At 67.5% G+C, this 22,640-nt stretch carries 20 protein-coding genes and 2 pseudogenes; 8 read left to right on the top strand and 14 right to left on the bottom strand.

From position 1 onward, the window contains the following. Positions 1-71: 71 nt before the first annotated feature. A pseudogene (locus tag DIE22_RS39155) lies at positions 72-236 on the top strand (SDR family oxidoreductase); the annotation flags it as partial. On the opposite strand, the gene soxR reads toward DIE22_RS39155, so the two are convergent. Further along, positions 233-709 carry a redox-sensitive transcriptional activator SoxR gene (gene soxR, locus DIE22_RS02815; RefSeq protein ID WP_124604460.1) on the bottom strand — a complete coding sequence of 159 codons (477 nt, stop codon included), beginning with the start codon at positions 707-709 and terminating at the stop codon, positions 233-235. The pseudogene DIE22_RS39155 and the gene soxR sit on opposite strands and share 4 nt — an antisense overlap. Positions 710-788: 79 nt before the next feature. Here soxR and DIE22_RS02820 point away from each other — a divergent pair, with 79 nt between their 5' ends. From DIE22_RS02820 to DIE22_RS02830, 3 genes and pseudogenes are all read left to right on the top strand, one after another. Then, on the top strand, positions 789-2,003 hold the full coding sequence (locus tag DIE22_RS02820) for an efflux RND transporter periplasmic adaptor subunit (RefSeq protein WP_124501973.1): 1,215 nt from the start codon (positions 789-791) through the stop codon (positions 2,001-2,003). A 13-nt stretch (positions 2,004-2,016) separates the two neighbouring features. Next, positions 2,017-5,172, top strand: a pseudogene (locus DIE22_RS02825) (efflux RND transporter permease subunit). Continuing rightward, positions 5,169-6,641, top strand: a complete 1,473-nt coding sequence (locus DIE22_RS02830; protein ID WP_124604461.1) for an efflux transporter outer membrane subunit — start codon at positions 5,169-5,171, stop codon at positions 6,639-6,641. Before DIE22_RS02825 ends, DIE22_RS02830 begins: the two are co-directional and overlap by 4 nt. 51 nt (positions 6,642-6,692) lie before the next feature. On the opposite strand, the gene DIE22_RS38625 is transcribed toward DIE22_RS02830, so the two are convergent. Together DIE22_RS38625 and DIE22_RS02840 are read right to left on the bottom strand one after the other, a co-directional pair. Next, entirely contained in the window at positions 6,693-7,070 is a 378-nt protein-coding gene (locus DIE22_RS38625) for an SDR family oxidoreductase (RefSeq protein WP_311767727.1), read from the bottom strand. 257 nt (positions 7,071-7,327) lie between these two features. After that, complete coding sequence (locus DIE22_RS02840) at positions 7,328-7,702, bottom strand: YXWGXW repeat-containing protein (RefSeq protein WP_124604462.1); 375 nt, start codon at positions 7,700-7,702, stop codon at positions 7,328-7,330. Positions 7,703-8,311: 609 nt separating this feature from the next. Between DIE22_RS02840 and DIE22_RS02850 the strand changes: the two genes are divergently transcribed. Further along, complete coding sequence (locus DIE22_RS02850) at positions 8,312-9,430, top strand: porin (protein WP_124604464.1); 1,119 nt, start codon at positions 8,312-8,314, stop codon at positions 9,428-9,430. A 187-nt stretch (positions 9,431-9,617) separates the two neighbouring features. Here DIE22_RS02850 and DIE22_RS02855 read toward each other — a convergent pair whose 3' ends face one another. Further along, positions 9,618-10,016, bottom strand: a complete 399-nt coding sequence (locus tag DIE22_RS02855; RefSeq protein WP_124604465.1) for a GreA/GreB family elongation factor — start codon at positions 10,014-10,016, stop codon at positions 9,618-9,620. Positions 10,017-10,529: 513 nt separating this feature from the next. Here DIE22_RS02855 and DIE22_RS02860 point away from each other — a divergent pair. Then, positions 10,530-10,859 (top strand): DUF4148 domain-containing protein, encoded by a 330-nt coding sequence (locus DIE22_RS02860; protein WP_124604466.1) that lies wholly within the window; start codon positions 10,530-10,532, stop codon positions 10,857-10,859. A gap of 152 nt (positions 10,860-11,011) precedes the next feature. Here DIE22_RS02860 and DIE22_RS02865 read toward each other — a convergent pair whose 3' ends face one another. Beyond that, positions 11,012-11,473 (bottom strand): CBS domain-containing protein, encoded by a 462-nt coding sequence (locus tag DIE22_RS02865; RefSeq protein WP_124604467.1) that lies wholly within the window; start codon positions 11,471-11,473, stop codon positions 11,012-11,014. A gap of 177 nt (positions 11,474-11,650) precedes the next feature. Here DIE22_RS02865 and ribA point away from each other — a divergent pair, with 177 nt between their 5' ends. Beyond that, entirely contained in the window at positions 11,651-12,301 is a 651-nt protein-coding gene (ribA, locus tag DIE22_RS02870; RefSeq protein ID WP_006752576.1) for a GTP cyclohydrolase II, read from the top strand. 568 nt (positions 12,302-12,869) lie between these two features. On the opposite strand, the gene DIE22_RS02875 is transcribed toward ribA, so the two are convergent. From DIE22_RS02875 to DIE22_RS02890, 4 genes are all read right to left on the bottom strand, one after another. Further along, the gene (locus DIE22_RS02875; protein ID WP_124604468.1) at positions 12,870-13,199 is read right to left on the bottom strand and encodes a VOC family protein; all 330 of its coding nucleotides are present in this window, start codon (positions 13,197-13,199) and stop codon (positions 12,870-12,872) included. Between the two features lie 437 nt (positions 13,200-13,636). Continuing rightward, the gene (locus DIE22_RS02880) at positions 13,637-14,398 is read right to left on the bottom strand and encodes a hypothetical protein (RefSeq protein ID WP_185640532.1); all 762 of its coding nucleotides are present in this window, start codon (positions 14,396-14,398) and stop codon (positions 13,637-13,639) included. Positions 14,399-14,448: 50 nt separating this feature from the next. Continuing rightward, positions 14,449-15,057 (bottom strand): acyl-homoserine-lactone synthase, encoded by a 609-nt coding sequence (locus DIE22_RS02885; RefSeq protein WP_105833364.1) that lies wholly within the window; start codon positions 15,055-15,057, stop codon positions 14,449-14,451. Positions 15,058-15,263: 206 nt separating this feature from the next. Then, positions 15,264-15,707 (bottom strand): DUF4902 domain-containing protein, encoded by a 444-nt coding sequence (locus DIE22_RS02890; protein ID WP_124604469.1) that lies wholly within the window; start codon positions 15,705-15,707, stop codon positions 15,264-15,266. A 73-nt stretch (positions 15,708-15,780) separates the two neighbouring features. Between DIE22_RS02890 and DIE22_RS02895 the strand changes: the two genes are divergently transcribed. Continuing rightward, positions 15,781-16,500, top strand: a complete 720-nt coding sequence (locus DIE22_RS02895; RefSeq protein ID WP_105787035.1) for an autoinducer binding domain-containing protein — start codon at positions 15,781-15,783, stop codon at positions 16,498-16,500. A gap of 57 nt (positions 16,501-16,557) precedes the next feature. Here the strand turns inward: DIE22_RS02895 and DIE22_RS02900 are convergent, their stop codons facing one another. From DIE22_RS02900 to DIE22_RS02925, 5 genes are all read right to left on the bottom strand, one after another. Beyond that, positions 16,558-17,265: an MgtC/SapB family protein gene (locus DIE22_RS02900; protein WP_011659108.1), complete on the bottom strand. Its 708-nt coding sequence runs from the start codon at positions 17,263-17,265 to the stop codon at positions 16,558-16,560. A 331-nt stretch (positions 17,266-17,596) separates the two neighbouring features. Further along, positions 17,597-19,144, bottom strand: coding sequence for a TolC family protein (locus DIE22_RS02910; RefSeq protein WP_124604471.1), 1,548 nt, complete (start codon positions 19,142-19,144; stop codon positions 17,597-17,599). Beyond that, entirely contained in the window at positions 19,131-21,221 is a 2,091-nt protein-coding gene (locus DIE22_RS02915; protein ID WP_124604472.1) for an FUSC family protein, read from the bottom strand. The genes DIE22_RS02910 and DIE22_RS02915 overlap by 14 nt, the downstream gene beginning before the upstream one ends. Continuing rightward, a complete protein-coding gene (mdtN, locus tag DIE22_RS02920) occupies positions 21,202-22,251 on the bottom strand; it encodes a multidrug transporter subunit MdtN (protein WP_124604473.1) in 1,050 nt (349 codons plus the stop codon). Before mdtN ends, DIE22_RS02915 begins: the two co-directional genes overlap by 20 nt. Continuing rightward, positions 22,248-22,541, bottom strand: coding sequence for a hypothetical protein (locus DIE22_RS02925; RefSeq protein WP_124604474.1), 294 nt, complete (start codon positions 22,539-22,541; stop codon positions 22,248-22,250). The genes mdtN and DIE22_RS02925 overlap by 4 nt, the downstream gene beginning before the upstream one ends. Between the last annotated feature and the right edge of the window lie 99 nt (positions 22,542-22,640).

The raw sequence follows: 22,640 nt of genomic DNA on the forward strand, positions 1-22,640 counted from the left end.
CGTCGCAGCCACCAGCCCCAGCGTGCCAACCGCGTGCCGCGCGGTGTCGCGCAGCGCGAGCACTGCTCGGCGGTCGTGCCGTCGCGCTGGCGCGCGAACTCGGGCCGCGCGGCGTCACGATCAATACGGTCGCGCCCGGCTAGATCGCCGATACGCGCTTGTTCGGCGATGCCGGCATCGCACCGGCCATCGCGGCGACGATCCGCGAGCAGACGCCGGTCGGCCGCGTGCGTCAGTCGAGATCGGGCGGCGTATCGCCGAGCCAGCGCCGCGCGCCGGGGCCGTTGCGCCCCGCGCGATCCTCGGGATTGGTCAACTTGCAGCGCTTCAGCGACAGGCAGCCGCAGCCGATGCATTCGTCGAGGTTGATGTAGAGCCGCTGCAGCTCCTCGATCCGGCTCGCGACGCGCTGCTTCCAGCCGCGCGACAGCCGCTGCCAGTCCTTGTTGGTCGGCGCGGTGTCTTCCGGCAGGCTCACGAGCTGTTCGGCGATCTCGTCGAGCGAATAGCCGATCTTCTGCGCGAACACGATGAACGCGATCAAGCGCAGCACCGCGCGCGAATAGTGGCGATGGCTCGAGCCGTTGCGGTGCGACTTGATGAGACCGCGCGTCTCGTAGAACCGCAGTGTCGATGCCGGCACGCCGCTGCGCGCGGCCACTTCGCGGATCGACATCAGCGGCCATTGCGGGGTTTCGTCGATACCCATGACGCCCTCCGGGAAAGCTTGACTTGAAGTTAACTTCAACTTTTATGCTACGCGGCAGTTTAACCCGTCGCGAGGCATCATGCTCTCCCTATCCCTACGCAGGACGTCGCCTTTGGGCGCGGCCTGTGCATTGCTGCTGGCGTTGTCGGGCTGTCACGACGGCAAAGGCGCATCGTCGGCACCTCCCCTTCCCGAAGTCGGCGTGACGACCGTCGCGCCGCGCACGATCCGCCTCGCGGACGAATTCAACGGACGCGTCGAAGCGGTCGACGCGGTCGAGCTGCGGCCGCGCGTGAGCGGCTATCTGCAACGCGTCGCCTACAAGGAGGGCGACCTCGTCGCGCAGGGCGCGGTGCTGTTCGAGATCGACCCGCGTCCGTACCGGATCGCGCTGGACCGCGCGATTGCGCAGCAGCAGCGGGCGCGCGCGGCCGCGAGCCTCGCGAACGTGCAGCTCAAGCGCGTGCGTACGCTGATCGATGCGCATGCGACCTCCCAGGAGGAACTCGACAACGCGCGCGCGACCGCCGAGCAGGCGCGCGCCGACCTGCAGGCGGCCGACGCGGCCGTCGCCGACGCGAAGCTCAATCTCGGCTTCACCGAGGTGCGTGCGCCGATCGCGGGCCGTGTCGGCCGCGCGATCGCGACCGCCGGCAACCTCGCGCGTGCGGACGACACGCTGCTGACGACCGTCGTGTCGCAGGATCCCGTCTACGTGTATTTCGACTGCGACGAGCAGAGCTACCTGCGCTACAACGCGCGGCGCGCCGATCCGAAGCATCGTGCGATCGGTGCCGATCCGGTGCGTGTGGGCCTCGCGAACGAGACGGGCTTCCCGCACGCGGGCACCGTCGATTTCCTCGACAACCGGCTCGATCCGCAAACCGGCACGATCCGCGCGCGCGTGCGATTGTCGAATGCGGACCATACGTTCACGCCGGGTCTCTATGCTCGCGTGCAGCTCGTCAGCGGCCGCGACCAGGACGCGCTGCTCGTCGACGACAAGGCCGTGCTCACCGACCAGGATCGCAAGTATGTGTACGTGATCGGCGCCGGTGACAAGGCGCTGCGCCGCGACGTGACGATCGGCCGCGAGCTGGACGGCGAGCGGATCGTCGAGAAGGGGCTGCAGTCCGGCGATCGCGTGGTCGTCGACGGCGTGCAGCGGATCTACTATCCGGGCGCGCCGGTGAAACCGAAGGCGCTGCCCGCGCGCGCGGATGCGGGCGCAGGCGGCGGCCCGGGCAGCGGCACGCAGGCCCTGGCCGATGCCGGCGTGCCGGCCGCGCGGTAACGGGAGACATGCGATGGATTTCTCCCGATTCTTCATCGACCGGCCGATCTTCGCGGTCGTGCTGTCGATCGTCATCTTCGCGATCGGCCTGATCTCGATTCCGATGCTGCCGGCCGGCGAATATCCGGAAGTCGTGCCGCCGAGCGTCGTCGTGCGTGCGACGTACCCGGGCGCGAACCCGAAGGAAATCGCCGAGTCGGTCGCCGAACCGCTCGAAGAGGCGATCAACGGCGTCGAAGGGATCATGTACATGAAGTCGGTCGCGGGCTCGGACGGCAGCCTGCAGGTCGTCGTCACGTTCCTGCAGGGCGTCGATCCCGACACGGCCGCGGTGCGCGTGCAGAACCGCGTGAGCCAGGCGCTGTCGCGCCTGCCGGACGAGGTGCGCCAGTACGGCGTGACCACGCAGAAGCAGTCGCCGACGCCGCTGATGTACGTGAGCCTTTATTCGCCGGACAACAGCCGCGATTCGCTATACCTGCGCAACTACCTGACGCTGCACGTGAAGGACGAGCTGTCGCGCCTGACCGGCATCGGCGACGTGGGCGTGTACGGCTCCGGCGACTATGCGATGCGCCTCTGGCTCGACCCGAACCGGCTGGCATCGCGCGGGCTGGCCGCGAGCGACGTGATCGCCGCGGTGCGCTAGCAGAACGTGCAGGTGTCGGCCGGCCAGCTCGGTGCGGAGCCGTCGCCGAAGCACAACGATTTCCTCGTGTCGATCAACGTGCGCGGCCGGCTGCGCACGGTGCAGGAATTCGGCGACATCGTGCTGCGCAACGGCGACGACGGCCAGGTCGTGAAGCTGTCCGACGTCGCGCGCATCGAGCTCGGCGCGGGCGACTACACGCTGCGCTCGTATTTCAACGACAGGCATTCGGCCGTGGTCGGCATCTTCCTGTCGCCGGGCGCGAACGCGCTCGACGTCGCGAAGGCCGTGTATGCGAAGCTCGACGAACTGTCGAAGCGCTTCCCGCCCGGTATCGCGTACCGACCGGTGTGGGATCCGACCGTATTCGTGCGCGAATCGATCCGCGCGGTGCAGCACACGCTGATCGAGGCCGTCGTGATCCTGTTCCTGCAGACCTGGCGCGCGTCGATCATTCCGCTCGTCGCGGTGCCGGTGTCGGTGGTCGGCACGTTCGCGTGGCTCTACCTGCTCGGCTATTCGATCAACACGCTCACGCTGTTCGGCCTCGTGCTGGCGATCGGGATCGTCGTCGACGATGCGATCGTGGTGGTCGAGAACGTCGAGCGCAACATTGCACAGGGGCTGAGCCCGCGCGATGCCGCGCACCAGGCGATGCGCGAGGTGTCGGGGCCGATCGTCGCGATCGCGCTCGTCCTGTGCGCGGTGTTCGTGCCGATGGCGTTCATGTCGGGCGTCACCGGCCAGTTCTACCGGCAGTTCGCGGTGACGATCGCGATCTCGACCGTGATCTCCGCGGTCAATTCGCTGACGCTGTCGCCAGCGCTCGCGGCGAAACTGCTGCGCCCGCACGGTGCGCCGAAGGACATGCTCACGCGCGTGCTCGATCGCGCATTCGGCTGGCTGTTCCATCCGTTCAACCGCTTCTTCGAGCGCAGCTCGGGGCGCTATCACGGCGTCGTCGCGCGCACGCTGAAGCGGCGCGGCGCGGTGTTCGCGGTCTATGCGGCCTTGCTCGCGGCGACCGCGCTGCTGTTCAACGCGGTGCCGGGCGGCTTCATCCCCGTGCAGGACAAGCTGTACCTGTTCGCCGGCGCGAAGCTGCCGGAAGGCGCGTCGCTTGCGCGCACCAGCGCGGTGACCGAGCAGATGACGAAGATTGCGCTTGGCACCGACGGCGTCGAGATGGTGCCGGCGTTCGCCGGGCTGAATGCGCTGCAGGGCGTGAACACGCCGAACATCACGAATGCGTACGTGATCCTGAAGCCGTTCGACCAGCGTCACCGCAGTGCCGCGCAGATCAACGCCGACCTGAACGCGCGCTTCGCGGCGATCGGCGGCGGCATGACCTACGCGCTGATGCCGCCGCCGATCCAGGGCCTCGGCAACGGCTCGGGCTACGCGCTGTACCTGGAGGATCGCGGCGGGCTGGGCTACGGCGAATTGCAGAAGGCACTGACCACGTTCCAGGCGGCGGTCGCGAAGACGCCCGGGATGAGCTATCCCGTCAGCGCGTACCAGGCGAACATCCCGCAGCTCGAGGTGAAGGTCGACCGGCTGAAGGCGAAGGCGCAGGGCGTCGCGCTGACCGACCTGTTCAATACGCTGCAGGTCTATCTCGGCTCGATGTACGTGAACGACTTCAACGCATTCGGCCGCGTATACCGCGTGATGGCGCAGGCCGATTCCGGGCACCGCCAGACGGCCGCCGACATCGCCAACCTGCGCACGCGCAACGCGAAGGGCGAGATGGTGCCGATCGGCTCGATGGTGACGGTCGCGCCCGCGTACGGGCCGGACCCGGTCGTGCGCTACAACGGCTATCCGGCCGCCGACCTGATCGGCGACGCCGATCCGAAGGCGATGTCGTCGTCGCAGGCGATCGCGAAGTTGCAGCAGATCGCGAAGGACGTGCTGCCGCCGGGCATCACGCTCGAATGGACCGACCTCAGCTACCAGCAGGTCACGCAAAGCAACGCGGCGATCGTCGTGTTCCCGCTCGCGGTGATGCTCGTGTTCCTGGTGCTCGCGTCGCTGTACGAGAGCTGGACGCTGCCGCTCGCGGTGATCCTGATCGTGCCGGTGTGCATGTGCGCGGCGCTGTTCGGCGTATGGCTGTCCGGCGGCGACAACAACGTGTTCGTGCAGGTCGGTCTCGTCGTGCTGATGGGGCTCGCATGCAAGAACGCGATCCTGATCGTCGAGTTCGCGCGCGAACTCGAAATCCAGGGCAAGGGCGCGATCGAAGCGGCGCTAGAGGCGTGCCGGCTGCGGCTGCGCCCGATCGTGATGACGTCGGTCGCGTTCATCGCGGGCTCGGTGCCGCTCCTGATCGGCGGCGGCGCGGGCAGCGAGGTGCGTGCGGCCACCGGCGTCACCGTGTTCGCGGGGATGCTCGGCGTCACGCTGTTCGGGCTGTTCCTCACGCCCGTGTTCTATGTGGCGATACGCAAGCTCGCGGGCGGCACGCCGGCCGTCTGGAGCGAACAGCACGGCACCCTCGAAGGAGAAAACCGATGAGCGCCGCTTTCCGTCTTTCCGCGCTCGCGATGGCGGTGACGCTCGCCGCGTGCGCGGTCGGCCCCGATTTCAAGCGGCCCGACACGGCGAGCGCCGCGCGGTTCGCGCGCGACACGCATCCGGCCGCGCAGGATGCGGTGCCGCCCGATGCGTCGGCCGATGCCGACGCCGCGTTCTGGCGCGGCTTCGGCGACCCGGCGCTCACGCAGTTGATCGATGCGGCGCTCGCGGCGAACCAGGACCTGCAGGTTGCCGTTTCGCGCTACGACGCATCGAACGCGTTGTTGTCGCAAGCGACGTTCGACCGTTATCCGACGCTCACCGCGAGCGGCCAGACCGGCCATCAGCTGACGAGCAAGGATCATGCGTTCGGCGCGCCGCGCAGCCAGCGCGATACGCCGATTTCAAGCGTCGGGATCAACGCGGCGTGGGAGCTCGACCTGTTCGGCCGCGTGCGCCGCTCGATCGAGTCGCAGCGCGCGGAAACGGCCGCGAGCGCGGCCGACGTGCGCGCGGTGCGTGTCGCGATCGCAGGCGAAGTCGCGCGCACCTATGTGGATCTGCGCGGCTCGCAGGAGCGATTGCGAATCGCCCGCGAGAACGCCGAGAACCAGAAGCAGACGCTCGCGCTGATCAATGCGCGCGTCGGCGCGGGGCGCGGCTCCGAACTCGACGCGGCGCGTGCGCGCGCGCAGTACGAATCGACGACGTCGCGGATCGCCGTGTACGAAGCCGCGATCGGCGTCGACGAGCACCGGCTCGCGGTGCTGACGGGGCAGACGCCGGACGCGCTGATCGGCCGTTTCGATACGCCGAACGGTGCGCCGGCGCCGCTGCCGGCGCTTGCCGCGGACATCGATCCGGGCACGCCGGGCGACCTGCTGCTGCGGCGTCCGGACGTCGCCGCCGCGCAAGCGCGGCTGCATGCGGCGACCGCGCGCATCGGCGTCGCGACGGCCGACCTGTTTCCGCGCTTCACGCTGGCGGGGCTGCTCGGCAGCGCGACCAGCAGCTACGGGTTCTTCCGCGCGGGCAGCGACACGAACCTGATCGCGCTCGGCATCGACTGGTCGTTCCTCGACGTCGGCCGCGTGCGCGCGCGGATCGCCGCGAGCGACGCGGAAGCGGCTGGTCAGCTCGCGCAGTACCGGCAGACCGTGCTCGGCGCGCTGGAGGAAACGGAGAACGCGCTGCTGCGCGTCGCGCGTACGCGGGACGAGACCGCCCATCTGGTACGTGCCGCGGACGACAGCGCGCGCGCCGCGCAGCTTGCGCAGACGCGTTTCTCGGCCGGTGCGATCGACTACTACGAAGTGCTCGACGCGCAGCGAACGCTGCTGCAGGCGCAGGACGCGGCGGCCGACGCGCGGATGCGCAGCGCGACGTCGACGGTCGCGCTGTACAAGGCGCTGGCGGGTGGCTGGCCGTCGGGGCCAAGCAGGCGACGCGCGATGTCGGCGCCCGGGTGATCCGGCCGAAGGGGTACTGAGCGCGGCGTCGCGTGTCGGCTGCGGCCCGGATCAGTGGAACGCGCTGCCCGCGCGCATCCCGCCGTCGACGATGAATTCCGAGCCCGTGCAGTACGCGGATTCGTCGGATGCGAGGAACAGCACGAGGCTCGCGACTTCGTCGGGATTGCCACTACGTGCGATCGGCAGCCCGCCATAGATAGACGACGGCTCGAAATCCGCGCATTCCGGCGGGCGCGCCATCACGGTGTCGATGCCGCCCGGGTGGAATGACGGGCATGATGGCAACAATGCCGGCGCTGCGTGCCATCCAAACGGGTTAGCTGCGGGTGCGCGCGATGAGGACCGGAAAGCGGGGAGGAGAAGGGAGGGCGATCCGCGCGTTATCCGGTGCTCGGCCGCGGCTGTATGCATTTGCCGCGCCGGCATCGAGTGATTTCGTTATCCGAACGTTCTGAGAGTGCTGCTCGCGCGCGTTGTTGCGAAGGGGACAACCTATGCGTGGCGATCGCGGCTTGCGGCGCGCGATCCACCGTGATCGGGGCAGATGCGATCGGCTGCCGTCCGGGGCCGGTTCGGGCGCCGATTAGCCGCCTCGCACGCCGGCGCGCCGTCCTGCCGTCGAACGGCGCCGGGTCGTCCGCCGGACGGCGCTGCGCCGACCGAAAGCCGGCGCGGGCGACCGCCTATCGCCAGGTGCCGTCGACGTAGACCCACACCGGCCCCTGGCGCCGCCAGTAGCCGGGCACCCACCGACGCCCCGGGCGCCGCGCGACCCAACGGCCGGACACCCATATATAGTGGCCGCGCTGCCAGCGCCAGTAGCCGTCGGTCCAGACATAGCCGTGCGGTCGGGGCGGCGGCGGCCGGCGATCGTGCCGCGGTGCCGGCGGCGCGAAGCCGGGGCGATCGGGATAAGGCGGCCTGCCGGGCCCGTGGTTCGGTCCGGGCGGCCGGTATCCCGGCGGTGCGGGCTGAGCCGAAGCGGTACGCAGCCAGCCGCCGGTCGCCGCGACGGCGGCGGTCAGTCCGATGGCGCGCAACAACGAGCGTCGATTCATCGTGGGTCCTCTTATATGTAGTCGGGTCCGCCGTACATTAGCCTCCCGGTCTCGTTGCCGGGTTACGCAGGCCGTTAAGGCTGTTACTGCATGTCACGACGGCCCGTTGGTCGTCCGGTGGCGCGGCCCATCTCCCATTGCGGCCCAGTGCCGACGGCGTAGGCCACCAGCAGCGGCCGCGCGGAGGTGTGTTTACCGTCGACCGATTGGTTTTTAGGCGGCGCGGCCCGGTATTTGAGATTTCGTCGGGTAAAAACTACCGATTTCGGGCGATTTGCCGATTCCGCTTGTTGTTTCTATGCAACCGTCAAGACGCTGACATGAAGGAATGGTGGGATAGGAGGGGCCAAAAAGCGGCCGTCAAGAAGTCAAAAAAATACGTTAAAACAAATACTTATAAATCGTCCCCACTTTCATTATTTCTAGTTCTGGAAAAGGTTATTTCTTTATTTGCAGATCGCGCCCCTAGGGTACACCCCTAAACTCACGGTTCCCAAACGGGCAACTATCCGGGCGCGGCCAGCAGGACCGATGGCGCTCCCGGGCGGTTGCAGACCGTTTATGAACAAGGTCGCGAGACCTGCCTCTTTTTAGAAGGGAGCTCCACGAATGAACAAGACTCTGATCGTTGCAGCAGCTGCAGCATCGTTCGCTACCGTCGCTCACGCGCAAAGCAGCGTCACGCTGTACGGCGTGCTGGACGCAGGCATCACCTACACGAGCAACGTCCAGCCGGCACTCGGCCAAGCTGGCAAGTCGCGTTGGGCGATGGGTTCGGGCATTGACCAGAGCCGTTTCGGCCTGCGTGGCTCGGAAGACCTGGGTGGCGGCCTGAAGGCAATCTTCACGTTGGAAAGCGGCTTCGGCATCGGTAACGGCAAGCTGGGCAACAACGGCGGCATGTTCAACCGTCAAGCATTTGTCGGTCTGTCGAGCCAGTACGGCACGGTCACGCTGGGTAAGCAGTATGACGCAACGCAAGACTACCTGGCGCCGCTGACGGCAACGGGCTCGTGGGGCGGCACGTACTTCGCGCACCCGCTGAACCTCGACCGTCTGAGCACGACCGGCGACGTCGCAGCGAACAACACCATCAAGTTCACGAGCGCGAACTACGCTGGCCTGCAATTCGGCGGCACGTACTCGTTCTCGAACAACACGAACTTCGGTAACAACCGTGCGTACAGCGCAGGCGTTGCATACCAGTTCCAAGGCCTGAAGCTGGCGGGTGCATACTCGCAAGCGAACCTGGGTGACGGTACGAACGCAAACGGCGCGACGTCGTCGGCAATCGGTGGCGTTGCCAGCCAAGGCCGCGTCCGCACGTACGGTGCTGCTGCTGGTTACGCATTCGGCCCGGCACAAGTCGGCGCTGCATGGACGCAAGCACGTCTCGACAACAACGCAGTTGGTCTGGGCACGCTGCGCACCGACAACTACGAAGTCAACGCAAAGTACAACCTGACGCCGGCTCTCGGCCTGGGTGCTGCTTACACGTACACGAACGCGAAGATCAACAACGGCAGCACGCACTGGAACCAGTTCGGCCTGCAAGCTGACTACTCGCTGTCGAAGCGCACGGACGTCTACGCACAAGCTGTGTACCAGCGTGCAGCGAAGAACGGCATTGGCGCATCGATCTACAACGGCGACAGCTTCAACAACAACCTGCCGAGCTCGTCGATCAACCAAACCGCAGCAACGGTTGGTCTGCGTCACCGCTTCTAAGCGTGACGGCTGGGTAACCAGCTTCGCAGTATCGAAAAAGGCGCCTTCAGGCGCCTTTTTTTCGCCTGTCGAATACGGCGACGCAGGTCGCGACGACGGTGCGTATCGTCCGGACGCAAAAAAACGAGGCTCGGGGCCTCGCTTTTCGTTTGGGATGGCCGAGATACGCTGCCGGCCCGCAGCGGCGTCAGCGCGTGTATTCGCCGTTGGCTTCCGGCTGGAACACGATCGCCGCGACCTTCATCAGCTTTTCGGCGCCGCTCGGCTGCAGCACCTTCACCAGTTGACCGCGTTGCGTGCCCAGCAGCGCCATGCCGACCGGCGAGAACACGTTCAGGCGTCCAAGTTCGAGATTGGCGGCATCCGGATAAGCGATCGTCCAGGTGGCTTGTTCCTGGGACGCTTCATCGAGCAGCGTGATCTGCGAGTTCATCGTGACGACGTTCGCCTTGATGGCGTCGGGCTGGACGATGTCCGCGCGCTCGAGCAGCGCGTCGAGCATCGCCTGGAAGCGCGGGTTGTGTTCGGCGTGCTTCTCGAGGCGAGCGACGTCGACTTCGCTCAGCTGGTAAAGGCGTTGTTTCATGGCAGTTCTCCAAATGATCGGCGGGGGCAGGCGTGGCATGCCTATGAGGATCGCCCGGAGCCTGTCTGACCTGGCTCCGGGAGGAGACCGTGCCGTCAGATCAGGCGCCGGGCAGGGGCGAGCGGTGCCTGGGCCGTGCGTCGAATGCAGGTGGGCGCCGGATGACCGGCGCGCATGCACACGCCGGCGGGGCCGGACGGCAAAACCGAAAGAGGCGTGGGCGCGTGCATGGTGGATAGGGTACCGACGGGTGAATAAAGCCTTACGATTCTACAACACAACCTTCCGGATCGGCGATTCGGCTGTCGGCCTTCCGTCAGGCATTGTTGTGCAAATGCTTTAAGTGATGGCGATCCAGTGACCCGACGGCGATGGATATTTTCCAAAAACGCAACGCTGTATGTTCAAACCAAGGGTTTCCCCTTGGTATCGCGAGCACTACACTTGTTTCCATCGCTTCAGACAGTCCTGCCGGGAGCGACGCCAAAAGAGAACATATTTCGGAGGTCCATCATGAAGTCGATCATCTACGCAGCGATCGCTGCATCCGTCCTTGCCGCCCCGATCGCATCGTTCGCACAGTCCGGGCTGGGGTTGACCCGTGAGCAGGTCCGGGCCGATCTCGTGCAACTCGAACAGAACGGCTACAAGCCGGTCGCGAGCGATTCCCAATATCCGCAGGACATCCAGGCCGCGGAACAACGGATTCAGCCGAACCAGCCGATGCTCGCGCAAGCCGATACGAGCGGCTACGGTGCCGTGGCGATGAGCGCAGGCCAGTCGGGCCGCCGCGTCACGCGTGAAGCCCCGAACCCCGTGAACTCCGTCTACTTCGGCAACTGAACATCCCGGGTCCGCCCGAGCACAGCATGTGACCGACGGGACGCGCGCCGCTAGCGCGCGTCCGCGTCAGCAGAGCAGAACCTCCGTCGCCGCATTCCGGCGGCTTTCCCGCCCAGACGCTCGCGCGTTTGGGCCTTTTTCGCTGGGATGGATCAGACGGACGTGACCGCCGGGGTGCCGTGGATATAGTGTTCCAGCTGGCTGATCGTGAATTGCTGGTCGGCAATCACGCTCTTCACCAGGTCGCCGATCGAGATCAGGCCGATCAGCTTGCCGCCGTCGAGAACGGGCAGGTGGCGCATCCGGTGCTCGGTCATCAGCGCCATGCACTCGTCGGTGGATTGCGACGGTTCGACGTAGCGTACCTTGGCCGTCATGATTTCCTCGACGCGGGTGGCTTTCGACGAACGGTCCTGCAGCACGACCTTGCGCGCGTAGTCGCGCTCGGTAACGATGCCGGCGATGTCGTCACCGTCGACGACCAGCAGGGCGCCGATTCCCTTTTCGGCCATCAGCTTGATGGCGTCGTAGACGAAATCGGCTTTTGTGACGGTGTAGATCGTGCGGCCGGAATCCGGCTTGGCCTTGAGAATTTGCGCGACAGTCGTGCTCATTTGCTTTCTCCGTGTGCGGGACGATGCAGGGAAGGCAGGGCGTGATGCGCGGCACCCGATGGGCCCAGTATAGCCGGGCCGACTGAGGCAGTCGCGTGACGTTTTCAGATTAGCGGTAAACTCCGGTCACGCACTATCCACACAACTCCTACATTCCTGATCGTTTCGACTCAATTCATGATGTCTTCGCGTCCCCAATCGCCCACGCCGGGCAATGGCCAGGCCGACGAGTGCGTGACGCTCGTCGCCACCGCGTCGCTGCCCACGCGCTACGGTACGTTCACGTCGTACGCTTTCCGCGTGTCGGGCAGCGATGCCGAACATCTCGCGCTCGTGATGGGTGACGTCACCGGCGAGCAGTCCGTGCTGGCGCGGCTGCATTCCGAGTGCCTGACCGGCGACGTGTTCGGCTCCTACCGCTGCGATTGCGGCGAGCAGCTCGATCTCGCGCTGCGCTACATCGCGGCGGAAGACCGCGGCGTGCTGCTGTATCTGCGCGGCCACGAAGGGCGGGGCATCGGCCTGAGCAACAAGATCCGCGCATACGCACTGCAGGAGCAGGGGCGTGATACGGTCGAGGCCAATCTCGACCTCGGCCTGCCCGACGATGCCCGCGAATACGACTCGGCCGCCGCGATCCTGCGGATCCTCGGCGTGACGTCGGTGCGTCTGATGAGCAACAACCCGAAGAAGTTCGACACGCTCGTGAAGCACGGCATTCCCGTCTGCGAACGCGTGGCGCTCGCGGTGCCCATGCGCGAGGAAAACGAGCGTTATATCCGGACCAAGCAGGTGAAGTTCGGGCATTACTTCGAAGAGAACGAGTAAGCGCGTTCGACGCGCGGGCGCCCGAACGGGCGCCCGCGCGCGCATTCGGCGAACGCCGGGCCGGGCGATGCGTTCCGCTGCATTCATTTCTCGTCGTCGGTGCTTGTGACCGTCGACGCTTCTTGCCGGTTCAGGCGACGATCGCGATCGTCTCACTCCTTCAGTTTGCATTCGGGCTCGTTACCGCGCTATCGAAATTGCCCGCGTGCGGCTCGACGCATCCCGTGCGCTCTGTACATCCCGATCACGGTTGACCGCGCCATCGAAGATCGAAACCGAACGTTTGATGTTGCATCGCCGGCGCCCGGACGATGCCGGCGCGCTGGTGGCGACGCGTTCAGATCCCGACGTGACCGCATGGCTCGCGCGCGGCCCGAGGTCGGTGGCCGATGCGCGGGCAACCATCGCACGCTTCGAAGCGCAATCCGACGCACGCGATCTCGGTGATCATCTCGCGTCGCCGCAAGGCCACGCGCTGCGACCGCCGCATGTGGTATTTGCCGCATGCGCGATGACTGTTCGTCCCGCCGCCGATCTTAGTGCGCAACGGTTCTGGCATGCCTGCCCGTCAACGCCATTCCGCGTTCTGCAGGACGATCCGGTAGCCGTCGGTGTCCTCGAACGTCTGTCCGGAGGCATCCCAATACGGATTGAACGACGCCACACGCATGAAGCCGTGCGCGGCTGCGCGTGCGCATGCGGCTTCCCAGGCGCCGTTGTCGGGCACATAGAAGACGATCAAATCTTCGGGCGTGGGCGAGGGTGCGACCGGATGCGCCGGGCAATGCGTGAACTCGAAGTGGTAGTCGAGCCCTTTTCGTCCGAGCATGACGCCGGAGAAGCCGTCGTGATCGTCGAAGCGCGCGAGTACGGACAATTCGAACGCGTCGCGGTACATACGCTCGGTTCGGGCGAGGTCGGCGACGGGCGGGCAATGCGCAGATGGGCGTGCATGACGACGTCGGCTGTGCGTGACGGTTCGCCGATGATAAGCCGCCGGCCACGGTGAATGTGCCGGATGGCAGGGAGTTTTGATGTGTCCCCGCTAAACCGCGCAGGCAAGAAAAAGCCCGCTACTGGAGCGGGCTGAATCCATGTTTGGAGACATGGAGGAGACAGACGCAACTTTAAGGGAAAACCCGAGGGATGGCAAGCCCTAGTTGTAATTGTGCAACGCAGCGCTGATCGAGCCTTCCTGCCTGCGGCAAGGGCGAGGCACCGCGTATCGCGGCTCCTCCCCGAGATCCGACATTCCGCCACGTCCTGCCACGGAACATTTGCCGTTCGACCCACCGACCGTCGCGTATCCGCGGGCCCGCCGTCGCTCGCACATGCTCACTTGCCGCCTGCCCGCGCGTGCGCGGCGAATGCGCCGAACCGCTCCTGCGCAACCGGTACCGCGTACTTGTCGCGCATTTCCATCTCGATCCACGCGCAGGCCTCGCGCGCGCAGTCGGTCAGCGCGTGCCGCGTCGCGTGTCCATCGATGTCGTAGAGGAAGCGCACGCCCACCTCGTCGTCGGCGACCTGCCGCTGCAACTGGTTGAGCTGCAATTGCGGCCCGTGCCGCTGCGACAGCGCGCGCAACTCATCGAAGTGATATTCGAGCCAGTCGGCGAAGAATAGCGCATCGCTGTGGCTGCGCAGACGGAATGCCGCGCTGCGCGACGGACGCTGCGCGGCATCCCCGGCGGCCTGCGGCTCGCCGTTCGATGCGATGGCCGCGTCGACGGGCGCGAGCGGCTGCCGGATCTGCCGGTATGGTTCGCGCTCGCGTAGCGCGTGCCACAGCAGTTCGTCGCCGGCGGCCCCGGATGGCTGCATCGTGAGGTCGTGCCGGCCGTCGTCGGCAACGGCGATGTCGCGGATCACGAGGCGCAGCGAGCAGAGCGGCTCGTCGGCGACCAGCAGCATCGCCGTGCGTGGCAGCCCGCAGACGAGCGGCGCGGCGCCGGCCGCCCGGAATACGAGGCCGCGGCGATCGAGCCGCACGAGCGGCAGCGGCCGCAGGAACGACGGGTAGGCGACTGCGATGCGGGCGCCGCCGGCACCCGTCAAGCCGGGCATCATCGCGCGAAAGACCTGAGACTGGTCCAAGCTGGTTCTCCTTCGTTACGATGCCGCGGCCGGACTACGCGCGTTCCGGCTCAGGCGGCGATGGCTTGCCGGGCGGCCCGTCCCGGCTCGATTCCAAGTGCGGCAAACGTTTGCGGATCGATGTCGATCCAGCACGCGACAACCAGACGACCGTCCACCTGCTTGGGCGGGCCTGCCCGGTGCGCGTGCACGCCGATCCGGCGGAACAGCCGCTCCATGCTCGCGAACGTCACGCCGATCAGCTGCCGCGCGCCCAGCTGCGCCGCGCATTCGACGACTGCGGCGAGCATCGGGCGGACGGCCCACTCGGCATTGCCCGGACCACCTTCGTCGCCTGTCGCCGCGAACCGGGACAGCTCCCAGACGGCGGCCGATTGCGGCAGCGGGACGTCTTCGGCGATCAGGTCGGCGAATAGCGACTTCAGCAGATACGGGCGGGTAGTCGGCAACAGGCGCGCACATCCGCACACGTCGCCGCCGGCGTTTCTCGCGAAGACGTAGACGGTATCGTCGCGATCGAACTGATCGCGCTCGAAACTTTCGTTCGCCGACGGAAGCGCCCAACCGAGCTGTTCCACGAATACACGGCGCCGATAGCGCCCTAGATCCGCTGCAAGTTCGTGCGGCAACCGCCCTTCCTCGTGAACGAAGGTTCGCATGGTGTCCTCGGATTGGTCTTTGTATGCACGCATTACAGCGCGCGTCCCGAGGAGGCGGTAACTGGTAACTCTTACAGGTAGACGTGTGCCGACGCGATTTGACCGGTGGTAACGGTTTCTTGATCGGCGGGATTGAAATACGGGCGGCTTTTGCTTATAAAGAGCGCCAGTCGTGAGGAAATGTCAGAGGAAAGCGTGGCCGATTGTCACTGGAGCGTGGGACCGGCATGATAGGTGTCGTTACGACCGAGCAGCGCCGATGCGACGGCGGCGGCCCAGTCGATGCCCGCCAGGCGCGCGACGAGCGCGGCGGCGGTGCGGAACATGCCGAGGTCGGTGCCGTTGGCGTCCACAGCCATGATGTTGCTGCGGACATCGCCGCCCGCGATCACGAACGCGCCCGTTGCACGTTCGAGATACCAGTCCCAGCCGACCGTCAGGTATGCGACGCCGGCACTGGCCGGGCGGTGCCATTCGGTGTAGCCGGCCAGGCGCGCGTCGATGGCGCTGTCGCGCAGTTCCGCGAGCAGCGATGCGTCGAGGTCGCTGGCGACATGGTCGAGCGCGAGCGCGGCCAGTGCGTTTTCGGACAGCCGTACGTAGCCGTCCGGAGACGGGCCGCGGACCGGGTGCAACAAAGGTGAAGTCATGCGCGGAATGTATCAGCCCCGAACCGGCGCTGGCACCTGACAGGTATGACAGCGTGACGTTGTCGGAGAAATAATGGAATTACGCTGGCAGGATGCCTACCAACAATTCAGTGCCGCGGAAGACGAGCAGCAGCTCTTCCAGCGGATCGCTGCCTATTCTAAACGCCTCGGCTTCGAATATTGCTGTTACGGCATTCGCGTGCCGCTGCCCGTATCGAAGCCGGCCGTCGCGATCTTCAATACCTATCCCGACGGCTGGATGGCGCGCTACCAGGCGCAGAACTACATCGAGATCGATTCGACGGTTCGCGACGGCGCGCTGAGCACCAACATGATCGTGTGGCCGGACGTCGACCGGATCGACCCGTGCCCGTTGTGGCAGGACGCGCGCGACTACGGGCTGTCGGTGGGCGTTGCGCAGTCGAGCTGGGCGGCGCGCGGCGCGTTCGGGCTGTTGAGCATCGCACGTCATGCGGATCGGCTCACGCCGGCCGAGATCAACATGCTGACGCTGCAGACGAACTGGCTCGCGAACCTGTCGCATTCGCTGATGAGCCGCTTCATGGTGCCGAAGCTGTCGCCCGAGTCGAGCGTCACGCTGACCGCGCGCGAGCGCGAGGTGCTGTGCTGGACGGCCGAAGGCAAGACCGCGTGCGAGATCGGCCAGATCCTCAGCATCTCGGAGCGCACGGTCAACTTCCACGTGAACAACATTCTCGAGAAGCTCGGCGCGACGAACAAGGTCCAGGCGGTGGTCAAGGCGATCGGGGCCGGACTCATCGAAACGCCCTGACGCGGCACCGGCGGCGGGGCAGTCCTGCCGCCGGATCGCACGCGCGACCGCTGCCGCTCACTCCATCAGCGGTTCCGCTTCCTTCGCGGTCCAGCTCACGCTGGAAATGCTCTTCTCCATGCTCATCCGGCTCGCGATCTGCTCGAGCTTCTGCTGATCCTTCGGATGCAGCTTCAGCGTCGCGGTCACCTTCAGCCGGTCCGGCTGCTCGGGCACGTCCTCGCTGGTCAGGCTCTGGAACGACAGCGGTTTCGCATACATCGAATTCGACAGCAGCGTGCGGATGTGCACTTCGTCCGCGGTGAGGCAGATCACGGTGATCTGGTATTCGCGCACGAGATCGGCATTCGACACGGGGGTCGCATTGATCGCCTGGCTGACGCCGCGCAGTACCGTGTTGGTGAGCAGCACGACGCCCGTGCCGGCCAGCGCCGGCACGAAGTGGCCGGAGCCGGCCAGCACGCCCACGGCGGCCGAGCACCACAGCGTCGCGGCCGTGTTGATGCCCTGGATCGACCCCTTGTCGCGCATGATCACGCCGCCGCCGAGAAAGCCGACGCCCGACACGACGTAGGCGGCGATCTGCGTGACGCCGGCCACGCCGTTGCCGGTCAGCACGCCGAGCGTGACGAACAGGCACGCGCCGCTCGCGACGAGCGTGATCGTGCGCAGGCCCGCCGTGCGTTGCCGCATCTGGCGTTCGAGGCCGATCGCGACGCCGCAGGCGAACGCGACGAAAAGACGGAGTGCGAAATCGAGAGTCATGAGTGTCCTGCCGTGCAATGAGCGCATGTTGGCCCGCGTCGCGGCGGCGCGATGCCGAACGCGGCACGATGGCCGTCATCGCGCGGCACTGTACCGCGCGAATGCGTCATTCGGTGTGAAACGGGAGGCGTGCGGGCTCGCGGAACGCGAGCCGCGGCAGGAGAACTGCGTCGGACAGGCGTTCAGGCGGCAAGCGGCGCACGCAACGGAGTGCTGCAACTGTCCACGATGGTTCCTGAAGGAAGAATGGGCGGCATTCTAGTAGGCCGCCCGCGCACCCGTCAACCGGTTTGGCGGCCGGCCGCGCACGGCCGGCGCCTCACCGCGACGGCTACTGCGACGACCCGATCGTCCCCGTCGCGAGCGCGAGCGCGGCGGCGGCCGACAGCGCGCCGGCGTAGCTGTCGACTTCCGCGTTGCGGGCCGCGAGCAGCTGACTTTGTGCGATCGTCGCATCGGTGACCGAGCCCACGCCGTTCCGGTACGCGGTCAGCGCCGCGTCGTAGCTCGTCTGCGCGGCATCGACGAGCGCCTTGGCCGCGTCGTGCGACGCGAGGCTCGTCTGCACCGCATTCTGTGCGGCGACGACCTGGCGGACGGCTTCCTCCTTGGTCCGCGTGAGGCGCTCGGAAGCGCTCTGCGCATCGTTGCGTGCCTGCATCAGCACTGCCGAGCGCAGGCCGCCATCGTATAGCGGGATCGTCACGCCGAGGAACACGCCGCCGCCGTAGCGGCTGCCGTTCAGGTTGACGGTCGGCGCCTGGTCGCCGATCGCGGGCAGCGCGGTGATCGCCGTGCCGCCGCTGGCATAGGACGTCGACGCGGACAGGAAGATCTTCGGCATGAACGCGGCTTCCGCGGCCTTGATCTTCGCGCGGTTGGCCTGCTCGAGCGCATACGCGCCCTGCAGGTCGGGACGGCGCGCGATCGCATCCGACACGATCGCGTCGACCGACGACGCGAGCGCCGGCGGCAGCGACCGCTTCGGCAGCGCGGCGATCGACGGCTTCGACAGCGGCGAGATGCCGAGCGCGGAAACCAGTGCGAGATAGCTGTCGCTTTGCGCGCCGTTCGCCTGCACCAGCGCGAGATTCGCCTGCGCGCGGTTCTGCGTCGCCTGGGCGAGTTCGACGACGGTGCCGACGCCTTGCCTGAGCCGTGCGCGGGACGCCGCGAGGATCGCATCGGCGTTCGCCAGGCCCTGCTGCGCGCTGGCCGCGCGCGAGCGGGCGGCTTCGTAGCGGTAGTACGCGACCGTCACGTCGTGGATCACCTGCTGATGCACGGCCGTGAATGCGACGTTCGACGCGACCGACGCCTGCTCGGCCGCCTCGACGCGCGCCGCGCGGCCGCCGAAATCGAACAGCAGCCATTGCAGCGACAGCGCCGAGATGGTGCCGTGCACGGTCGTGTTGCTCGACGCGTCGCCGAGGATTGTGGATGTCGAGCCGTGGCTCGTCTGGTACGCGCCCATCGCGGTCGCGGACAGGTTCGGCAGGTACGCGGCCTTCGCGATGCCGACCGCGAGCGCCGCGTTGCGTGCGTCGTTCCACGCGATGCGGGTCAGCGGGTTCGTCGATTCGGCGAGGTCGATCAGTTCGGGCAGCGTGTAGGGATGCGCGGCATCGAGCGCGGCGGGCGGCGACACCGATGCGAGCGCGGGCGAGGCCGGCAGCGTGTAGTCGTGCGGTGCGCGTTGCGCGGACGCGAGCGGCGGGGCCGGCACGATGTCGCCCGCGGTCGACGTTTGCGGCTGCCACGGGCGATCGGGTGCGTCCGGCGCCAGATCGATCGACGACGTTGCGCAACCGGCCAGCGCGACGGCAGTCGCGAGCGCGGCGGCGGCGATCGACGCGGCCAGCGGTTCAGGGACGCGCATGAGGGGCAGGCTCCTTCGGGGTGGCTTGACGCGCGGCGTCGGCGATGTGCGCGAGCCGCGTGTCGATCAGGTTCAGCAGCGCGTCGCGTGCAGGGTCGGCGGGCGCGGCGGCCGGCGGCGGGGCCGGCATGGTTGCCGCGCTTGCTGTCGACGGCGGCGCCGGCGCAGCAGTGTCGGCAGCCGGGTCGCCGTCACGCAGCACGACCACGCGCGCGAGCCGCGCGCTGATCGCCGCGTCGCCCGGCGTGCGCTCGGCGAGCAGGAACAGCGGGCCTTCGAGCGCGCCGAGTTCCGCGAGCGCGCGGCGCCGGGTGGCAAGCCATGTGGCGGCGGGGCGTACCCACGACGGTTCGTAGTGGACGAGGCCGAGTTCCTGCGCGATTGCGCCGTGGCGCGCGAAGGCTTCGGCGGCGAGCGTGCGACGTTCGGCCGGCTGCGCGATCTGCACGACGCGGCGCCACTGCTCGAGCAGCGCGGCGAGCGCGACGTCGATCTGCTTGCCGATGCTGACGGGCCAGATGCGCGTGAATACGAGATACACGACGACGTTGCCGAGCAGGATGCCGATCGTGCGATCGCGCGCGATGGTCAGGTCGAAGCCGGGGCCGGCGCCCTGGATCACGCACAGGAAAAACGCGAACGCGATCTGGAAGCCCGCATACCCGATGCGCGGCGAGCCGAACGCGACCCACGCGGACAGCCACGCGCCGGCGAACACCAGCGCCATCAGCTGACCGATCGACGAGAGCGCCGGCACGACGAACACGAGCGCCGCGGTGCCGAGCAGCGCACCGACGATGCAGCCGACAATCCGCAGCGTGAGCTTCTCGACCGTCTCGGCGGTCGAGCCGAGCGACACGATGTAGCAGGTGACGACGCACGTATGGATGCCCGACCAGTCGAGCTGCGAATACAGCAGATAGCAGAAGACGGCCGCGGCGGTCGTCTTCAGCGCATAGCGGATGTGATCGGGATTGCTGCGCGCATCCGGCAGGAAGAAGCCGCCGCGCGGCGCCGGCGCGGGCGTGGCGACGGGCTCGGGGCGGGCGGCAGCGGACGCGCTGACGGGGGCGGCCGGCGCGGGTGCAGTCGTATCGGCCGCCGCGCCCGGTTCCGCGAAGCGCGTGATCGCCGCATGGAGATCGGTCGCGGCGACGCGCGCGAGCGGCGGCAGTGTATCGGCCGGCGGCAGCGCGAGCGTCGCGTCGACCGGATAGCCGCCGCGCTCGAGAATGGCCGCCATCTCGTCGAGCGTGGCCGCGATCGGTGCGGCGAACGCGGCGGGCAGCCGCGCGTCCGGTTCGCGATCGGCCAGCGCGACGCCGACCATCAGCGCCGTGCTCGACGCAATCGCCTGGCGCAGCGCCGCAACGTCGGCGGCGCTCGACGAGCCTTCGAGTTTCGACAGCTTGAGCCACGTCAGCAACTGCTTGTCGCCTTCGCGCAGGCTGGCGTCGAATGCTGCGCGCGCGTCGTCGTCGCCGCGCAGCCGCCGCGCGGCGAGCCGCAGGCGCTTGGCGATCTGCGCGAGCGCGAGCCGGCGCGGCGACGGCGCGATCAGCAGGTTGACGACGATCGCAACGCCGACCGGGATCGCGATCGTCAGCCAGATATAGAGCAGCGCGCGGGTCGCGGCTTCGCCAAACGGCGCGAGGCCGAGCTGGTCGAGCCCGAAGCCGACGATCATCGCGAGGATCGCGCCCACGGGGCGCAGCTTGCTGGCCGACGTCAGGTACAGCAGCCCGACCGACAGCACGGCCATGCATGCGACCCGCAGGATCGAATAGTCGATGCTGAAGATCGCGATGCCGAGCACGAGCCCGATCACGACCGTGACGATCAGCAGCAGCGCCGCCGCGAGCACGATGCTCGTCACGCGGTCGGCGCGGATCATGAAGAACACGACGTAGGCGGACAGCGCGGCTTCGGGCGTACCGTACGCGCTCGTCACGAGCACGGTCAGCGCGCAGATCAAGGCGACCCGCACGGCGATCGACGTGCGCCCCGGAAACGGCGCGAGCAGTCGCAGGACTTCGCGCGGGCCCGGCGCGCGGACGTCAGCGGCAGGCCGAGCCATGCCGGACCTCGACGATCGCGCTCGCGCCGACACGCACGAGCTTGCCGTCGGGTTCGGCGAGCTTCACGCGCACGGGGAAGCGCTGCGCGACATGCACCCAGTTCACCGAACGCTGCACGATCGGCAGCGCGCGCGGCAGGTTGATGCGATCGCTGTCCGCGATGCCCGCGCCGATGCCGACCACCTTGCCCGTCAGCGGACGGCTGCGGTCGATCATCGAATAGACGGTCGCGCAATCGCCGACCGCGATGCGATTCAGCGACGTCTCGCGGAAATTGCCGACCGCGAACCATTCGCTTGCGTCGATCAGCGTGAAGATCGACTGGTTCGGCGCGAGGGTTTCGCCGGCGAGCACCGTCAGGCCCGTCACGAGCCCGTCGTGCGGCGCGCGCACGACCGTATCGTCGAGCGCGTGCTGCGCGCGGGCGAGTGCGGCTTCGCGCGCATGGAGCGTCGCGATCGCGTCGGCATCGTCGCCGATCGTCTGCGCGGACGATCGCTGCTGTTCCTTGGCCTGCGTGAGCGACACGGCCGCATCGCGCTGCCGCACCTTCGCCTGGTCGAACTGCTGCGCGCTCACGTAGCCCTGCGCGGCGAGCGGCGCGAGGCGGTTCGCGTCGCGCGTCGCGAGGTCGTAATTCTGCGTCGCGCGCTTGACCTGCTCGGCGGCGACCGCCGCGTTCGAATGCTCGCCGATCAGCGACCGGCGGCGCGTGTCGAGCGATGCGCGCGCGAGCTCGACATCGGCCTGCGCCTGCGCGACCGTCAGCCGGTACGGCACCGGGTCGATTTCATACAGCAGGTCGCCCTTCGCGACGCGCTGGTTCTCGTGCACGGCGAGACGCACGATGCGGCCGCCGACGGGCGACGCGACGTGGACGAGGTCCGCGTCGATCGACGCGTCGTCGGTGGACGGGTAGGCCGACGTGCGGTGGTACGCATACGCGAGCGCGGCGATGCCGAGCGCGACGATCGCCAGCGCGATCACGCGGCCTTTCGTGGAGGGGCGGGCGATTCCGGCGGCCTTCATGCAAACGGCCCCGTGCCGGTGAGCCATACGATCACGGCGACCACGAGCCCGATCGCGGTGCAGACGGCGAGTTGGTAGGGCACGGTGGCGGCCCAGCCGGTCGCGACGAACACGCGGTGCGCGACGATCGCGCCGACGATGCCGACGATCGCACTGACGAGCCAGAGCGGGAAATACGCGCCGAACAGGACGTACGACGGTGCGCCGCGCGACGTGCAGCCCACAAGCGGCAGGGCGGGCACCAGGGTGGCGGCGGCGCGCAGGGGTACGCGCGGCGTTGTTTTTCTCATGGCGTGACGAGCTCGACGTTGGGGGTGGATGCCGGGCACGGCGCAATGCGGTTCGTTGCCGCGACGACGATTCCGCGATACGGAGCCGATCATAAATCA

It is taken from the genome of Burkholderia sp. Bp9142, from assembly GCF_003853415.1.
Taxonomy (GTDB): Bacteria; Pseudomonadota; Gammaproteobacteria; order Burkholderiales; family Burkholderiaceae; genus Burkholderia.

Bases quoted from the DNA above. Each gene is read 5' to 3' on its own strand.
- soxR (WP_124604460.1), bottom strand. From the start codon at position 709: ATGGGTATCGACGAAACCCCGCAATGGCCGCTGATGTCGATCCGCGAA.
- DIE22_RS02820 (WP_124501973.1), top strand. From the start codon at position 789: ATGCTCTCCCTATCCCTACGCAGGACGTCGCCTTTGGGCGCGGCCTGT.
- DIE22_RS02830 (WP_124604461.1), top strand. From the start codon at position 5,169: ATGAGCGCCGCTTTCCGTCTTTCCGCGCTCGCGATGGCGGTGACGCTC.
- DIE22_RS38625 (WP_311767727.1), bottom strand. From the start codon at position 7,070: ATGCCGGCGCGGCAAATGCATACAGCCGCGGCCGAGCACCGGATAACG.
- DIE22_RS02840 (WP_124604462.1), bottom strand. From the start codon at position 7,702: ATGAATCGACGCTCGTTGTTGCGCGCCATCGGACTGACCGCCGCCGTC.
- DIE22_RS02850 (WP_124604464.1), top strand. From the start codon at position 8,312: ATGAACAAGACTCTGATCGTTGCAGCAGCTGCAGCATCGTTCGCTACC.
- DIE22_RS02855 (WP_124604465.1), bottom strand. From the start codon at position 10,016: ATGAAACAACGCCTTTACCAGCTGAGCGAAGTCGACGTCGCTCGCCTC.
- DIE22_RS02860 (WP_124604466.1), top strand. From the start codon at position 10,530: ATGAAGTCGATCATCTACGCAGCGATCGCTGCATCCGTCCTTGCCGCC.
- DIE22_RS02865 (WP_124604467.1), bottom strand. From the start codon at position 11,473: ATGAGCACGACTGTCGCGCAAATTCTCAAGGCCAAGCCGGATTCCGGC.
- ribA (WP_006752576.1), top strand. From the start codon at position 11,651: ATGATGTCTTCGCGTCCCCAATCGCCCACGCCGGGCAATGGCCAGGCC.
- DIE22_RS02875 (WP_124604468.1), bottom strand. From the start codon at position 13,199: ATGTACCGCGACGCGTTCGAATTGTCCGTACTCGCGCGCTTCGACGAT.
- DIE22_RS02885 (WP_105833364.1), bottom strand. From the start codon at position 15,057: ATGCGAACCTTCGTTCACGAGGAAGGGCGGTTGCCGCACGAACTTGCA.
- DIE22_RS02890 (WP_124604469.1), bottom strand. From the start codon at position 15,707: ATGACTTCACCTTTGTTGCACCCGGTCCGCGGCCCGTCTCCGGACGGC.
- DIE22_RS02895 (WP_105787035.1), top strand. From the start codon at position 15,781: ATGGAATTACGCTGGCAGGATGCCTACCAACAATTCAGTGCCGCGGAA.
- DIE22_RS02900 (WP_011659108.1), bottom strand. From the start codon at position 17,265: ATGACTCTCGATTTCGCACTCCGTCTTTTCGTCGCGTTCGCCTGCGGC.
- DIE22_RS02910 (WP_124604471.1), bottom strand. From the start codon at position 19,144: ATGCGCGTCCCTGAACCGCTGGCCGCGTCGATCGCCGCCGCCGCGCTC.
- DIE22_RS02915 (WP_124604472.1), bottom strand. From the start codon at position 21,221: ATGGCTCGGCCTGCCGCTGACGTCCGCGCGCCGGGCCCGCGCGAAGTC.
- mdtN (WP_124604473.1), bottom strand. From the start codon at position 22,251: ATGAAGGCCGCCGGAATCGCCCGCCCCTCCACGAAAGGCCGCGTGATC.
- DIE22_RS02925 (WP_124604474.1), bottom strand. From the start codon at position 22,541: ATGAGAAAAACAACGCCGCGCGTACCCCTGCGCGCCGCCGCCACCCTG.